The 16,165-nt window shown below is 63.1% G+C and carries 10 protein-coding genes; 7 read left to right on the top strand and 3 right to left on the bottom strand.

Going from position 1 to position 16,165, the window contains the following annotated elements; genetic code table 11:
- Nucleotides 1–19: 19 nt before the first annotated feature.
- The 3 genes from ABWW33_RS10535 to ABWW33_RS10525 all read right to left on the bottom strand — a co-directional run bounded on the left by ABWW33_RS10535 (nucleotide 20) and on the right by ABWW33_RS10525 (nucleotide 6,351).
- Nucleotides 20–2,776 (bottom strand): TonB-dependent receptor, encoded by a 2,757-nt coding sequence (locus ABWW33_RS10535; RefSeq protein ID WP_353401349.1) that lies wholly within the window; start codon nucleotides 2,774–2,776, stop codon nucleotides 20–22.
- 84 nt (nucleotides 2,777–2,860) lie between these two features.
- Complete coding sequence (locus tag ABWW33_RS10530; protein WP_353401347.1) at nucleotides 2,861–4,315, bottom strand: glycoside hydrolase family 30 protein; 1,455 nt, start codon at nucleotides 4,313–4,315, stop codon at nucleotides 2,861–2,863.
- 17 nt (nucleotides 4,316–4,332) lie between these two features.
- Nucleotides 4,333–6,351 carry a kojibiose hydrolase gene (locus ABWW33_RS10525; RefSeq protein WP_353401345.1) on the bottom strand — a complete coding sequence of 673 codons (2,019 nt, stop codon included), beginning with the start codon at nucleotides 6,349–6,351 and terminating at the stop codon, nucleotides 4,333–4,335.
- Nucleotides 6,352–6,815: 464 nt separating this feature from the next.
- Between ABWW33_RS10525 and ABWW33_RS10520 the strand changes: the two genes are divergently transcribed.
- The 7 genes from ABWW33_RS10520 (at nucleotide 6,816) to ABWW33_RS10485 (ending at nucleotide 16,164) form a co-directional block, all read left to right on the top strand.
- Nucleotides 6,816–7,769 carry a LacI family DNA-binding transcriptional regulator gene (locus ABWW33_RS10520; protein WP_353401432.1) on the top strand — a complete coding sequence of 318 codons (954 nt, stop codon included), beginning with the start codon at nucleotides 6,816–6,818 and terminating at the stop codon, nucleotides 7,767–7,769.
- 771 nt (nucleotides 7,770–8,540) lie between these two features.
- Nucleotides 8,541–9,569 carry a LacI family DNA-binding transcriptional regulator gene (locus ABWW33_RS10510; RefSeq protein ID WP_353401343.1) on the top strand — a complete coding sequence of 343 codons (1,029 nt, stop codon included), beginning with the start codon at nucleotides 8,541–8,543 and terminating at the stop codon, nucleotides 9,567–9,569.
- Nucleotides 9,509–10,843, top strand: coding sequence for a sugar ABC transporter substrate-binding protein (locus tag ABWW33_RS10505; protein WP_353401341.1), 1,335 nt, complete (start codon nucleotides 9,509–9,511; stop codon nucleotides 10,841–10,843). Before ABWW33_RS10510 ends, ABWW33_RS10505 begins: the two co-directional genes overlap by 61 nt.
- Nucleotides 10,840–11,916: a carbohydrate ABC transporter permease gene (locus ABWW33_RS10500; protein ID WP_353401339.1), complete on the top strand. Its 1,077-nt coding sequence runs from the start codon at nucleotides 10,840–10,842 to the stop codon at nucleotides 11,914–11,916. Before ABWW33_RS10505 ends, ABWW33_RS10500 begins: the two co-directional genes overlap by 4 nt.
- The gene (locus ABWW33_RS10495; RefSeq protein ID WP_353401337.1) at nucleotides 11,913–12,812 is read left to right on the top strand and encodes a carbohydrate ABC transporter permease; all 900 of its coding nucleotides are present in this window, start codon (nucleotides 11,913–11,915) and stop codon (nucleotides 12,810–12,812) included. Before ABWW33_RS10500 ends, ABWW33_RS10495 begins: the two co-directional genes overlap by 4 nt.
- Nucleotides 12,813–12,825: 13 nt before the next feature.
- The gene (locus ABWW33_RS10490; protein WP_353401335.1) at nucleotides 12,826–13,803 is read left to right on the top strand and encodes a family 43 glycosylhydrolase; all 978 of its coding nucleotides are present in this window, start codon (nucleotides 12,826–12,828) and stop codon (nucleotides 13,801–13,803) included.
- A gap of 45 nt (nucleotides 13,804–13,848) precedes the next feature.
- Nucleotides 13,849–16,164 (top strand): GH32 C-terminal domain-containing protein, encoded by a 2,316-nt coding sequence (locus ABWW33_RS10485; protein WP_353401333.1) that lies wholly within the window; start codon nucleotides 13,849–13,851, stop codon nucleotides 16,162–16,164.
- Nucleotide 16,165 lies beyond the last annotated feature (1 nt).

The following is a 16,165-nucleotide window of genomic DNA, read 5'->3' as shown; positions in this document are numbered from 1 at the left end:
GCGAACGGCGTGTGCCGTGTTAGAACTTGTAGTTCGCGCCAAGCAAGTACTGACGGCCGTACGTGCTGTATTCCAGTGGAGCGAGGACCCCGTTCAGCTTCCCGTTCAGCGTGGCATACGGCGAGTTCGTTACATTGTTGACCTGTAACAGGATCGACAGGCCCTTGAGCGTGCCGTCATTGAACTCATAGCCAATTTGAAGGTCTGTTTGCTTCTCTGCCGCGATCTCCGAAAATGCGCGCGTGTTGAACAGGCCGTTGATTTCTCCACGGAAGGCCGAGCGGTAGCGCTCGCTAATCCGCGCCGAGAAGCCGGCCTTTTCGTAGTAAGCGGTGACGTTCGCGACTGTGCCGGACAATCCGGGCAGCTTGGTCGGCGCATCTGGGCCATCGGGATGGATGTTGGACTCGTTGAATGTGGCACTCGCCTGTATGCCGAAACCATCAAGCGCGGTCGTTAGCAGGCCGGCGTCCAGCGCGCCACTCAATTCGAGCCCCTTGACCGTGCCGCCTTGACCATTCACCGGCGTGTTGAAGAGGCCAATGTTGGAGACCGGCGCCAAGGTTGTCGGATTTGGGATACCGCTGAAGTCGTACGCGACCGATTTGTTGTAGATGTAGTTAAGCAGCTTCTTGTAGAAGACCGCCGTAGCAATATAGCTACGCTTGCCGAAATACTTTTCGAACGACAGATCGAAGGAATTCGCCAGCCATGGCTTCAAGTCAGGGTTGCCACCACTACCGCTCCACGCGTGCAGTGCCGAGGTCGGGTCGATGGTGACGGTGTTGCCGGCACGCAGGTCATCCATGCGCGCACGGGCCATCGTCTTGGCCGCGCCCGCGCGAATAAAGGCATCGCTCGGGAGTTCAAAGTTCAGGTTCAAACTCGGCAGTGCATTGTTGTAGGTGGCGCCACGGGTGGTGTCCGAGATCACGCCGCCGAGACTGGAGAAACCGTGCGAGCTTTGATCGGTGTGTACCAGTTGCACCCCAACGTTGCCGCGCACCGGCACTGATCCGAGCTCGGTATCGATCCCCAACTTCGCATAGGTGGTAGTGACCTTCTCCTTGATCTCGTAGTTGCGATCGACGATCTGGTTCTGATCGGTAGGCACGACGTCGTAAGCGGCGTTCAGCGCCCCCATCACATCATAGGCGACCACACCCGGGATCCCGGCAAACCCCAGCGAGGTGGGCGACTGCAGCAGTCCGGTCGGCACCAACACGGGCGTACGCCCGTTCTTGAGGTTGGTTTTAAACGAATTCATTTCGCGATCTTTCTCGCGAGTCGAGTAGTTGACACCGAAGTCGACGCTGCTGAACATGCCCTCCATGGTCCGCTTGGCTTCCAGGCGCAGCGATTTCAATTCGTCTTTCATCTTTGGCTTCCTCCACGAACCATCTTGCCCCCAGCCACCCGGATCGCTCAGCTTGTATTGCGTCGCATCGGCGTAATTCAAACTAGGTACTAAGGAGGGAAATCCGGCGCCCGCGGGAATCGTGGTCTGGAACGTGCCCAGCCCTGGAATGGGTGAACCGTAAGTCTCGATGACATTTTCCTGGCGGGTAGCGCTTGAATAGCTGAGATCGGCGACGCCGGTCCATTTGTCGGCGAGCTTGGCCTTGGTATTCCAGCCGATCGACTTCAACACGTCGTCGCGCGTGTTCCAATCATTCCGACCAACCATAGGCGCGAAGGTATTGAACGTCGACGAAGTGACCAGTTGACCAGTTCCCATCGGCGTCAACCCGACATTGCTGTACGTCGACCCCGCGTTGCCACCCCAGCCATTGCCGAAACTCCCCCCCATCAGGCCGCGCATCGATTGTTCCTGCTTGAACTTCGAGTAGTACATGTCGAGCGTGCTGTGGAAATCCCTGCTTGGCCTGTACTCCAATACACCCATCAAGCCATCGCGCACTTGGTTTCTCGATATCGCCTCGACTTCGAAGCCGGAAAGGTAGGTGGCGTCGGCTGGCAGACCCTTGAGCGGGCTGCATCCATCCGCCATGTGATCTTTGCAATACGAATCGTTTTGACTGAATCCCCACGCCTGGAAGTGCTTTTCCTGGCCGGGAGAGTCGAGGTGCGCAAAGCCCACCGCCACACCCACGTGACGGTCGGCAAACTGGTCCACATACGACGCACTGAGGCGAACGCCCTTGTTACTGGTATTGGCATTGAGCTTGCCCTGCGAGTTATCTTCTGCGCGTGCATTCAGAACCACCGTGCGTTCGCGCAGATCGAGCGGGCGTATCGTGCCCATATCGATCGTTCCGGATAGCCCCTGACCGACCAGGGCAGCGTCAGGCGTCTTGTAAACGGTCGCGCGGTTGATCAGCTCGGAAGGAAACTGGTCGAACTCAACGCCGCGGTTGTCGCCGCTGCTCACTTGTTCGCGACCGTTGAGCAGGGTACCGGCAAAGTCGGGCGACATGCCGCGGATTGAGATCACCTGCGCGCGACCTCCCACGCGCTGGCCCGCCAAGCCAGGCAAGCGCGCAAGTGACTCGGCAATGCTGACGTCGGGCAGCTTGCCGATATCTTCCGCAGTAATGACTTCCGTGATGGAATCGGAGTTTTTCTTGGCGGATATGGAACTTTCAATACTCCCGCGAATGCCGCTCACGACCACGATCTGCGCTGGCTCGGCCTGCTGCGCATAGGCGGCGCTGGTCAAAAGCAACGCAGAACAAGCCGCGGCAATGGGTGTGAGCATGAATGTGCTGCGGGGCTGAAGGGATTGGTCGCGGCTTGGCTTGTTAGGATTTTTCATTGTTATATGTCTCCGGCTGGTGTAAAGAACTAGGGTGGTGCTCTTGTTGCTTGCTACTAAAGAAATGTCGAACTGCTTGTCGCCTCAATACACCAAGGTCTGAATCGCGTGCGCAGGTATCGTTACCTTGGTTGACACCGAGTCCACCAGGAAGGTGTAGTCAATGTCCTTGTCCCCCTGGTTCATGACGACGGTCGCCAGGGTCTTGTCCGGATTGAGGAAGGCCGTGGTCAGCAGCACGCCCTGGCTGCTCGTGGCGCTGACCCGGCGTGCCTGCGGACGGATGAATTTCGCAAAATGGCCGATGTAGAAGTACGAGGGCGTATAGATCAACGCACCGCTCTTGGAATCGGCGTGGATCGGCGCGAAACAGAAATTGTCGACATGGTTTGGGCCACCGCGATCATCGAGCAGGATGTTCCAGTCGGTCCAGCCGGCCGCGCCGCTGTTGAAATCGTTGATCATGGATTTGCCATAGCGCTCGGCGTTGGGCCAGTATTGCAGCCGCTCCGGCTTGAATTCTTCCACCGTCGCCTCGGTCAGCAAGAGCTGCTTGTCCGGATACGCCTCATGTACGCCTTGCACGTTCTTGTACATCGCCTCCTTGCCGCCCATCGCTTCATACCAGTGAAAGCCCATGCCCCAGGCATACTTGGCCGCCTGCGGATCATCAAAGATGATGCTGGCGCGGTGCGCCATCAAGTCGCGGTTGTGGTCCCACACCACAATTTTCTTGTCGGCCAGTCCGGCCTTGTGCATGACGGGGCCCAGGTGCTCTTTCAGGAAGTCGCGCTCTTCCTCGGCCGTGAAAATCATCGATTCCCAGCGCTGTGTCGCCATCGGCTCGTTCTGGACCGTGATCCCCCAGATGGGGATGCCTTCGGCCTGGTAGGCCTTGATGAATTGGACGAAATAGCGCGCCCAGGCGTCGCGGTACTCCGGCAACAGCTTGCCTCCCTGCAGCATGTCCCGATTGCTCTTCATGAACGCGGGCGCGCTCCACGGGCTGGCGAACACGGTCAACTTGCCGGCGCTGGCGAGCGCCTTCTTGATGAGCGGGATGCGGAACTGACGGTCATGCGCCAGCGTGAAGCTCGACAGGGACTTGTCGCCTTCGTCGATATAGGTGTAGCTGGCGCTGCTGAAGTCGGAGCTGTGGATGGTCGTACGTACCAGGCTGTAGCCGATCCCTTGCTCCTTGTCGAAATAGGCCCGCACCAACTCCTCCTGCACGGCCGGGCTCAATGCGCCAAACACCTCCGCGCTGGCGTCGGTGATGGCCCCGCCGATGCCGAGCAGTGTCTGAAAGCGCTTAGCCGGATTCACATAGATGGATACTTCGGATTCGATCGGTTGCCGCGCGGAGCCCAAGGTCAGGACGTCGGTTCGCGACAGGCGCTTGCCGGTGTCCGGCGCGGTAGTGTAGACGCTGACAGTCTTCGTACGGACTGACAAGGGTTGCGTACCGGCAAGGACCGGCTGCACGCCGACATAAGACAGCGAGAGCAATACCGCGGCGACAAGGACATTATTCTTCATTCGGCTCTCCAGATTGATCAGGGCGATGTAAAGGTGGCTTGATTGACGCCAACACCGCGTATTTCCAGTTTCTTCCAGCGCTTGGGCAGGGCGGTCTTGCGCTGTTCGATGCCCTGGTCGCCGATATGCAAGCCGCCGAACCCGAACAGCACGGTCTGCAGGGTGCCGCCTGCGCCCGTGGCGAAATACGGATTGTTGGCCCCCGCGTACTCTTCCAGCACGCCGAACGGCGCGGCGCGCAGCGGCTGGTAACTGTTCTGGAACGTGGTGTATGCCAGCTCGGCTTTGCCGAGGCGGGCGTACAAGGTGGCGACGATCGATTGGCCCATCGCCGGTCCGCTGGGCGCCAGGCGTGGCGCGTAGTAGGCCAGGTCTTGCGCGATGCGCGCCTTGTCGTTGACTATGTCGAGCGGATAGGCCAGCAGATTGACGTCGGCCTGCTTGATCTGCACCCCGTCGTAGCTGGCGTTTTCACGCGTGGTGCCGTCGGCGAACTGCAGGATCGGGATGTTGGCGGCCACCAGCTCCCAGTCGGGGTTGGGCGCGATGCCGAGCGTGCGCGCGGCCTGGGCGGCGTTGCGCAGCACGGTGATCGCCATGCCGTTGGTGAAGGCGTTGTTGTCGACGTTTTCCTGCCATTCGTTGGCGCCGATGACGTTGTTGATCTCGTAGTGGCCCGGCCCCTTGCGCTCGACCCGGCTGACCCAGAAATCGGCCACCTCCTTCAGTACCGGATAGGCGCGCTCGCGCAGCCATTGCGGGTCCTGGGTGACCTGGTAGTATTTCCAGAAGGCCCAGCCGACGCAGGCGGTGATGTGTTGCTGGAACGGCCCGGTCAGCGCCCATACCGGCGTCGCCTCCTGGCCTTCGCTGGCCGATTCCCACGGAAACATGACCCCCTTGAAGCCGTGGCTGCGTGCATTCTGACGTGCCGCGCCAAGGCGTTCGAAGCGATATTCGAGCATCGACCTGGCCAGCTCTGGCTTGAGGGCCAGCAGCGGCGGCAGCATCCACAGCTCGGCATCCCAGAATACGTGGCCGTTGTAGCCCAAGCCCGAGAGCCCCATCGGCGACAGGCTGAACGCCGTGCCTTCGCGCGCGAACGAATACAGATGATAGAGCGCAAAGCGCATGTCGCGCTGGGCGGCCGGGTCGCCGTCGATGACGATGTCGCTGCTCCACAGGGCTTCCCATGCCTTAAGGTGGGCTGCCATCAGCCGTTCGCGGCCCTCGAGCGCGGCGTACACGGTCAGCCGCTCGGTTTCGTTATGCGGATCGGCCAGATGGGCCGATGTGAGCGTCGAACCGACAACCGAGAAGCGCAGCGTGGCGCCGGCCTTGAGGGCTTGGGTGAACTTGGTCACATGGTTGTTGTAGTCCAGGTCTTCATGCACCAGGACAGGCGGCTCGCCGCCCTCGAAGATGAAGCTGACGGCAGCGGCGACAGTGAGCTTGCCAGAGGGACTCTTGCCCACCGAACTCATGAGGGGAATGCGCGTGTGAGGGCGGTCGATTTGCGCGTACAGATTCTTGACGTCGCGCAGCAGGTCGGGCGACTCGATCGCGGCTGACGGGGTAACGGTGCTGTCGCGCCGCGCCGTGAGCTCCACCACGGCCAGTGCCGTGTAGGGCAGTTGGCGCAGGGCGGCGATGGTGTGCTTGACGTGGACCGCCTTGAGGTCGAATTCGGTGATCAGCAAGGCCCGTTTCATGTCGAGCGTTTGACGTAAGCCCTTCACGCTGGCGGCGTCGGCGCGTTGGCCATCGACCTCCAGAGCAAGGTTCATGAAGTTGAAGCCCTTCAGGATATTGTCAACCCGGCCGCGGCCATAGGTGTCGAACGCGCCGTTCAAGACCACATCCTTGATCTTCATCGGCTCGGGCGAGGACACAAGGCCGATCATGCCGTTGGCCACGGTGACGCCATGATAGTGGGCCGGATCGACGGTGGGCGCGACAATGGTCCATTCGTCCTGCCCATTGGCCCGGACGGCCGAACAGAGCATGAGCAGGGCGATGGCAAGGTATTTCTTCATTGTGATTTTCCCTGGCCGCATCACGGCCGACGATCGCTTGTTGACGATCCAGAACTGCATGTAAAAAAACCGGCTGGCGTCCATGTCTGCCGGCAAAGGAGGAGGCATTTAGATCGACGCAAGCGAACTGGCCTGCGTATTGCGGCCGAGGAAAGCACGACCAAGGATCCTGAGATGTTTCATGAACGCTCCATTTATGACTAGTGGTATATGATAAACCGGTTGCTCATTTGTGAGCAACCGGTTGCGCAATGACTGAATTATGAACCGTGATTGCGGCTAAAAGCAACCATTCTTGTCGCTGCGCCGCACCATGTTGCGTTTTGCATGAAAAGGGGCGGCATGCAAAGCCGTATCGCGTCGTTGCCATGTGGCCGGCGCGTGCCGCGCGATTGACGGTATGATGCGGTATTAACAAGGCGGACCGCTTTGGCGGCGCCGCAGGGGAGAAGAGTCAATTGAAGATGACATTGGATCAGCTGGCGCTGAATCTGGGACTGTCCAAGGGGACGGTCAGTCGCGCCATGAACGGCAAGGGCCGCATGGCCGAGGAAACGCGCAAGCGTATTCTGGCGGCAATGGACGAGGCGGGCTACACGCCCGACCCGACGGCGCAAGAGTTGAGCAAGCGTTCCCGTCACAGCATCGGCATCTCGCTCAGCGCGGGAGCCATCCGGCCATATTTCGCGCTATTCTGGCGCGCCCTGGTGCAAGTGACCAGCGAGCGCGGCACCCGCTTCATCGAAATGAACGAACCGCTCGACAGTTACGCCCGTCTGCCGGATGCGGTGCTATTGCATAGCACCATCGAGGTGCACGAGCGCCTGGCATTGTTGGCGCGGCGGGGCGTGCCTGCCGTCGTGTTGGGCCACCAGCCTGACACCGCTTTCGTGGTTCCCGACGACGTCTATGGCGGACGCGTGGCCACCGCCCACCTGCTGGCGTTGGGTCACCGCGAGATCGCCTATGTTGGCGGGCCAGGCGGTCAGCAGTCGGACCTGGACCGGCGCGCGGGCTATCGCGAGGCCATGGCCGCAGCCGGCATCCGCCCGCGTCCGCAGTTCGAGCTAGAGGGCCGCTTCGAGGTACTAGACGGTTACCGTTGCGTACGCCGTGCATGGGAGGGGGGGCTGCGCTTCACGGCACTGTTCTGCGCCAGTGACGATATGGCTGTGGGCGCCATCGGCGCGCTGCATGACCTGGGCCTGCGAGTGCCGGCCGACGTGTCAGTGGTCGGTTTCGACGGTTTGCCAGGCATGCCCTACGACCTGAGCACGGTGGTCCAGGACATCGAGCGCGTTGCGATGGAGGCGATCGACCTTGCCGAGATACTCATCGATGGCGGGCACAAGCGCGGCATCGTGGTGCCAGTGGCCTTACGTGAAGGCAGCACCACGGCCCCGCCGCGCCGCCTGTAGCGTAGCCGCGAAAACGGCTAAGGACTGAGGTCCGTTCGACAGACTGGGAGGTGTAGCCGGATGTCTTCTCCCAGACCGCTGATGTTTCAGGTTGCAATACTGCCTGTAAAGCCGTTGACATTCGGCGCACGGTATATCCGTTTAGCAATGTCAAAACCGGAATACGCCAGCATGATGTCGATTTGCAGCGAAATCTGAGCCATTTCATCGCATAATTTGCAAACCGAACTGACCCACGTATAAGACACAATCCTACTCACGACATTGAGTGGGGAATTGGAGTGATCGACGTGGCACTACTAGGCACTATTCGACGCTGGCACATTCGTGACAAGGTTCCATTGAGAGAGATTGCCAGGCGTTTGGGCATCTCCAGAAACACCGTCCGACGCTATCCGCGCTCAGAAGCCATAGAGCCGGCATACGCCGAACGGCGTTCCACTCGCGCCATCCACAAATACGCGTTTCAGCTTTCCGCACTACTAAAGACTGAAGCAGCGCGGACACGCCAGCAACGGCGCACGCTAAAACAGATTCATGAGGACCTAAAGGAACGGGGGGCGAGGGGTCTTACGATAGGGGCGCGGCGTTCGCGAGGGTATGTAGGGCGGGTCAATCTGACCGGGACAATCCTGCCAGCAAACGAACAGCCCGTTGTATTTTTTGGTTGACGGAACCATCCATACTGCCTATCATTTCAAAAAATGACAACGTTGGACATTTCTGGTGCTCCGCGCTTGCCAACATAAGAAAACAGTGTGAGGAGACAGTGTGGCAACGATTCATGATGTGGCCGAGAAGGCTGGCGTGTCGATCAAGACAGTGTCGCGCGTGCTCAACGGCGGCACCGAGGTGTCCGAAAAGACCCGCAAACGTATCGAGCAGGCGATGCGCACGCTTGAATTCACGCCGTCGGCGGCGGCGCGCATGCTGCGCGGCAGGCCGACCGGGCTGGTGGCGGTCATCGCCGAGAAGCTGACCACGACGCCTGATTCCTCCGAGATCATCAAGGGCATCCAGCAGGTGTGCGAGCAGATGGGCAAGGTGCTGCTGATCGGCGAGACCGGCGGCCATGCCGACGTCGCCAGCCGCCTGGTGGCGGACATGCGCGAACGGCGCGTCGAGGCCATCCTGTTCGCAACGCCGTTCCACCGCGAGGTGGCGGTGGAGCCGCTGCTGGGCAGCACGCCCACCGCGCTGGCCAACTGCTTCGAAACGCCCGGCCGCTACATGCAGGTGGTCCCCGACGACGAAGGCGGCGGCTACGCGGCGGCGCAGATCGTGCTGCAGGAAGGCCACCGCAAGATCGCTTTCCTGCAGCTGATCCCCGGCATGGTGGCGACCGATCTGCGCCTGCGCGGTTTTCACCGGGCGATGCGCGAACACGGCGTGACCCCGCAAGCGGAATGGGTGATCCATGGTGCCGAGGCGGGCGAGGCCGATGAGTTCTCGCACTTGTCCGGGGCGGTCGAGCGGCTGTTCTCCGGCGCCAAGCGCCCGACCGCCATCCTGTGCGGCAACGACAAGATGGCGATGCGCGTGATCTTCATCCTGCAGCGGCGTGGCTTGCGGGTGCCGGCCGATGTTTCCGTCGTCGGCTTCGACGATTTCCGGCTGATTTCCGAAGCGCTCGATCCCGGCCTGACCACGGTGGCGCTGCCATACCGCGAGATCGGCGAGCTGTCCGGGCGCTATGTGCTGGAGCCGGGCGACGCACCCGCCGGCACCATCCGGGTGCCGTGCCTGCCGGTGATGCGCGGCACGGTTGCGGCGCCTTCCGCCACGAAGGCCATGCGATGAAGCGCGCATCGATCATCATGCCGGCCTTGCTGGCGATGCTGGCCGCGCCGGTGCTGGCGGCGCCGGTAGAGATCCGGCTGTGGCGCCACGACACCGGCGACCTGGAAATGACGGCGGGCAGGGCGGCGGTCGAGCGCTTCAACCGTTCGCAGTCGCGCTGGAAGGTCACGGTCGAGGCGATTCCCCAGGGCTCTTACACCGAGTCCATCACCGCCGCGTCGATGGTCGGCCAGCTGCCGTGCATCATCGCGATGGACCAGCCGACCGTGCCCAACTTCGCCTGGACCGGCCATGTGCGCCCGCTGGACGCGCTGCTGCCGGCCGATGCCGTGGCCCGGCTGCTGGAAGGCGGGCGCGGCACCTACAAGGGACAGCTGTACAGTGTCGGCCAGCTGGACGTGGTGCTGGCGCTGTTTGCGCGCCGCTCGCAGCTGGCCGCGCTCGGCGTGCGCGTGGCGACGATGGCGCAGCCCTACACGGCGGCTGAATTCCATGACATCCTGGCGCAGGCAAAGCGCAGCGGCCGTTTCCGTTTTCCGCTGGACCTGAACGGCGGCTTCAAGGGCGAATGGTACAGCTATGCGTTCTCGCCGTGGCTGCAGAGCGCGGGAACGGACCTGATCGACCGCGCCAGCTATGTGCGCGTCGACGGCGTGCTCAATAGCGAGGCGGCTGTCAGCGTCGGCCGCTACTACGGCCGCCTGTTCAAGGACAAGCTGGTTGAACGCCATCCCGCCGACGACAAGGCGTTCGAGCAGGGTCGCTCGCTGTTCCACTACACCGGTTCGTGGAAGGCGCGCGAGTACAGCGAGCGTTTCGGCGACGACCTGGTGGCGATGCCGCCGCCCGATTTCGGTCAAGGGCCGAAGATCGGCGCCGCCTCCTGGCAATGGGGTATCACGCGCAGTTGCCCGCAGCCGGAGGGGGCGGCGGCTTTTCTCGCGCATCTGATCTCCCCCCAGGAAATCGCGGCCGCTTCGCGCGCCACCGGCCTGGTGCCGGTCAGCGTCGAGGGTGCGGCGCTGACGGAGCACTACCGGCCCGACGGCGACTGGCGCGTCTATTTTGAATTCGCCAAGCGCTACGCGGTGGCGCGGCCTGCCAGCCCGGCCTACCCGGCGCTGTCGTCGGTCTTCGAGAAAGCCATGGCCGACATCCGCAGCGGCAAGGACGCCGCCGAGGCGCTGGACGAGGCGGTCGAGGCGATGGAACACAATATCTCGCGCAACAACGGCTACGGTTTTACCGCGCCCAAAATCGGAGGCGGCTTATGAAACGCACACTTGGCCAGGACGGCCCGTTCTCGGTGGCGCTGTTTGCGTCCCCGGCGCTGCTGCTGTTCCTGCTGTTCGTGGCGCTGCCGATGCTGCTCGCCGCCGGTGCAACGCTGACCAACCACCGTCTGATGTCGCCGGAGCCGACGCAATACATCGGCCTCGATAACTACCGGCGGCTGCTGGCGCTGGACCTGGTCGTGGTCGAACCGGTGCGCGACGCGCGTGGCGAGGTGGTGCGCGAAGAGGATGGAGCGGAGGCGCGTTATCCGACCTGGCGCCAAGTGCGCAAGCAGCATCCGGAACTAGAGGGCTACCGCGAAGCTTTCCATCTCGACGCCGGTGGCTCCCGCATTGTGCTGGCTGCCAGCGATCCGCTGTTCTACCGTTCGTTGCTCAACACCTTCCTGTTCGCCGCTCTCGTACTGCCGTTGCAATGCGGCGCCGCGCTTGGTCTTGCGCTGCTGGTCAATCAGAAGATGCGCGGCCGGATCTTCTTCCGTACCGTGTATTTCGCGCCGGTCGTCACCTCCATGGTGGTGGCGTCGATCGTGTGGGCTTTCATGCTCAATACTGACCGCGGCATGCTCAACGAGCTCCTGCGCGGTCTGCTGCATGACCCCAATGCCGGCCCGGACTGGCTGGGCGACAGCCACTACGCCTTGCCGGCCATCGCGCTGATGTCCGCCTGGCAGGGCGCGGGCTTCCAGATGCTGGTGTTCCTGGCCGGCCTGCAGTCGATCTCGCCCGAGTTGTACGAGGCGGCCACGCTGATGGGCGCCAATGCCTGGCAGCGCTTCGTGCACGTCACCTTGCCGGGCCTGCGCAACACCATCATCTTCGTGCTGGTGTCGACAACCTTGCTGGCCTTCGGCCTGTTCACGCAGGTCGACGTGATGACCTCTGGCGGTCCGTTGGATTCGACGTCGACTGTTGTCTATCATGCGGTGCGCAGCGGCTTCAAGGAGCAGGATGTCGGCTACGGCTCGACTATTACGCTGGTGTTCTTCGTCATCGTGCTGGTGCTGTCGATGCTGCAGCGGATGCTGGTATCGAAAGGAGAGTCCAAATGAATCCGGCATTACGCCACCCCGGCTGGCGCAGGAACTTGCGCGACGCAGCGCTGTTCCTCGCCATGAGCGCGATCGGCATCGTGTTCATCGCGCCGCTGCTGTTCATGTTTATTTCGTCGTTCAAGAACGATGCCGCGATCTTCGCCAACCTCGATAGCTGGTCCGCCTACCTGCCCTCGTCCGACTGGTCGATGCGCAATTACAGCGCGGTGTTCGAGAAGAGCGAGCTGCCATCGTTCCTGCTCAACTCCACGCTGATCGCCGCGCTGATCGTGGTTGGCGGCATCCTCGTCAACAGCATGCTGGCCTTCTCGATCGCCCGCATGCGCTGGCGCGGACGGCAAGTGGTGCTGGCCTTGGTGGTGGCGATGGTGATCGTGCCGTTCGAGGTGATCGCGATCCCGTTGCTGTCGCTGGTGGCGCGGCTGCCGTGGCCGGGCTTCGAGCACGGCCAGCTGGTGATGCACACCGGCTGGTTCAACAGCCTGCACGTGCAGGTGATCCCGTTCCTGGCCAACGCCTTCTGCGTATTCCTGTTCTACCAGTTCTTCCGCGACATTCCACCGGAGCTGGACGAAGCGGCCAAGATGGACGGCGCGGGCCCATGGACCGTCTACGCCAGGATCATCATGCCCAACAGCGGCCCGGTGATCGCCACCGCCGCCATCGTCCTGTTCATCTCCGCTTGGAACCAGTACCTGTGGCCGATCATGGTGATCCAGGGCCAGGCGTTCCGGCCGGTGCAGCCGGGCATACAGCAGTTCTTCGGACGCACCAATTCGTGGGGCCAGATCATGGCCTACGCATCGGTGATTACTCTACCCGTGCTGGCGGTGTTCCTGGCTTTCCAGCGGCAGTTTGTCGCCTCGGTGGCCGGCACCGGCGTCAAGGGTTAACTTTGGAAGCATCATGACACTTCAAATCAGCGACAAATTCATCTGGGACTTCTGGCATTTCGAAGAGGACGGCGCCCAGCACCTGTTCTTCCTGCAGGCCGACCGCGCCATCGGCAATCCCGACCTTCGACACTGGAACGTCTCGATCGGCCACGCGGTATCGCCGGACCTGCGCAACTGGACCCCGCTGGGTACCGCCTTCGGCCCGTCCGCAGGCACGGCGTGGGACGACTACACCACCTGGACCGGCTCCGTCATCAAGGTGGAAGGCCGCTATCACCTGTTCTATACCGGCACCTGCCGCGCCGAGAACGGCATGCGCCAGCGCATCGGCCATGCGGAGTCGGACAGCATCGACGGTCCGTGGAAGCGCGTCGGCAGCGGCCTGGCGCTGGACCTCGACCAGCGTTACTACGAGGAATACGAAGAAGGGCGCTGGCACGACCGCGCGTTGCGCGACCCGTGGGTGCTGCCCGAAAAGATCGACGGCATGTATCACATGTTCTACACCGCGCGCCGCAACGACGGCCCGCTCTACGAGCGCGGCGTGATCGGCCACGCAGTGTCGTCGGACCTGGTGCACTGGGAGGCAACCGCGCCGGTGTACGCAGGCGGCCACTATGGCCAGCTGGAGGTGCCGCAGGTGTTCGAGCGCGATGGCCGCTGGTACTGCGTGTTCTGTAATGTCGCGGCGCACTGGTCGGAGGAGATGCGTGCAAAGCATAACGGCGGCGTCTCCGGCACACATTACCTGGTGGCCGACCATCCGCTGGGACCATGGCAGCCAGCCCCCGGCTTCCTCGACGGCGACCTTCCATGCCGCCGCTACGCCGGCAAGATACTGCGCGATCCGGTCACCGGCAAGGACAGCCTGATGGCGTTTGAAGATACCGGCGCCGACGGCCAGTTCGCCGGCCGCATCGGCAATCCGATAGCGCTGCGGATGGAACAGGGCCTGTATCTCATCGACGATATTTTGGCTGAAAAATGACAACGGTGGACATCGTCACGTAATCATAAAAATGGAGGAGACACGATGAGTCATAAATATCCAGGCTGGACTGTCGCAGGCTTGTTGCTGGCCGGCTGGCTGGCGGCGGCAGGTGCGGCAGCGGGCGACAGCGCACCGGCGCTGGCGCGCTGGGGGCTGGACGAACAGGCCGGCAATCAGGCCGTGGAGTCCGTATCCGGACGCCGCGACCAGGTTAACTACGTGTTCAACCGCGCGCGCTTCAAGCCCGCCTCGGCGCCGCTGTGGCGCGCGGATGCCGCTTGCGTCAAGCACGGCTGCCTGCTGTTCGACGGCTACTCGACCGACATCGTGGCGCCGGGATTGACTTCGGCCCAGCTGGCGCGTGGCTTCACGCTCAGCGCCTGGGTCGCGCCGCACGCCTTCGAATGGGGCGATGGCGGCCATTATTCCGCTTTCCTGAGCCAGTTCGACGCCGGCGCCAAGCAGGGCTTTTCGTTCGGCGTCTACCGCTTCGGCACCTGGGGCATGCAGCTTGGCTTCGGCAGCGCCATCGTCGACGTGCGCGTCAAGGACCGCAAGCTGCCGCGTGATGCGTGGTCGCATGTGGCGGCCAGCTACGATCCGGTCCTGCGTCGGGTGGCGCTGTTCCTCAACGGCGAGCGGCTGGTCAACATCGCCGCGCCGGTGGACGGCAAGTTCGCCATGCCGCCAACGCCACTGACGATAGGCCGTCACTCGCAGCCGGAGCCGTTCCATGATGCGTTCAAGCTGAACACCTTCCTCGGCCTGATGGACGAGGTGCGCGTCAGCGCCGGGCCATCGGATGCGGCAGCCGTCGCACGCACCATCGCCGCCGATCTGGCGCAGCGCGGCGGCAAGGCGCCGCTATTGACGCAGGCGGATATGCGCATTTCGCCATCGACCTTCGACGGCGACCGTCACCGCCCGCAGTATCACCTGATACCAGATTCCGGCTGGATGAACGAACCGCATGCGCCGTTCTACTACGCAGGGCAGTACCACCTGTTCTTTCAGAAGAATCCATTCGGGCCTTTCTGGCATCAGATCCACTGGGGCCACTGGGCCAGTCGGGACATGACGCACTGGCGCGAACTGCCGATCGCGCTGGCGCCGGAAGACGACGGGCTGGCGACCGACGGCGTCTGGTCCGGCAGCGCCACATACGCGGCGGACGGCTCGCCGGTGCTGTTCTTCACGGCCGGGAACGATGCCGCGAAGCCGAACCAGCGCACCGGCATGGCCACTCCGGCCGACTTGCGCGATCCTGACCTGGTGCGCTGGACTAAATATCCGACGCCGGTCACGCTGCAGACGGAAGGCCTGGGAAGCTACGGCGAGTTCCGCGATCCCTTCGTGTTCCGCGACGGCGCGCGGCAGCGCTGGTTCCAGCTGGTGGGTTCGTCGCTGCCGGGACGCAGCGGCACCGCGCTGGTATATGAATCGACCGACCTGCGAAACTGGACGCCGCGCGGACCGCTGTTCTCGATCGACGCCAGCCGCTATGCCGGCTTCGAGGCGACGTGGGAGTTGCCGGTGCTGCTGCCGGTGGGTAAGGGCGTGGACGGGCGCGAACGCCACGTCTTCCTCAACGACGTGCGCGGCCAGGCCTACTACTGGACCGGCGTGTTCGACGCCGCCACCGCGCGCTTCACGCCGGACGTCGAGGCGCCGCGCGTGTTCGACGTCGGCCTGGGCCATTTCTCCGGACCGAGCGGCTTTGTCGATCCGAAGACCGGCCGCACCATCGTATTTTCCATCGCCCAGGGCGAGCGCTCGCCGCAGGATGAATGGAATGCCGGCTGGGCGCACAACGGCGGCCTGCCGATCACGCTGTCGCTGGGCGCCGACGGCGACCTGCGCCTGGCGCCGATCGGCGAGGTGGCCAGCCTGCGCCGCAAGCTGCTGGTCGAGCTGCGCGACGCCAGCGTGGCCGATGCTGTCGAAGCGCTGGCCGCCGTTCACGGCGACGCGCTGGAAATCGAACTGGAACTGGTGCCCTCCGCCGTGGCGGGCAAGCGCGGCATGAGCGTGCGCGTCGCTCCGGGCCGGGCCGAGCTGACCGACCTGTATGTGGATGCCGCGCGCGGCCGGCTGGAGATCGACCGCACGCGGACCTCGGCCGACCACGCTTACGGCGTGCAGGGTGGCGCCTTCGCGCTGTCGGGCGAGCCGCTGCGCATGCGGATATTCCTCGACCGCTCGATGGTCGAGGCCTACGTCAACGAGCGCAAGAGCCTGACCAGCCGGATCTACCCGGTCCGTGCCGATGCCGACGGACTGGCGCTGCTGGCGGCTGCCGGCGACCGCATCGTCTCGCTGAAGGTATGGGCGATGGCGGCGGCAGAAAAGGAGAACTGAC

The sequence above is a fragment of the Duganella hordei genome (assembly GCF_040369125.1).
In the GTDB taxonomy this organism is placed as follows: domain Bacteria; phylum Pseudomonadota; class Gammaproteobacteria; order Burkholderiales; family Burkholderiaceae_D; genus Rugamonas; species Rugamonas hordei.
This window is presented reverse-complemented; position numbering and strand designations above follow the sequence as displayed.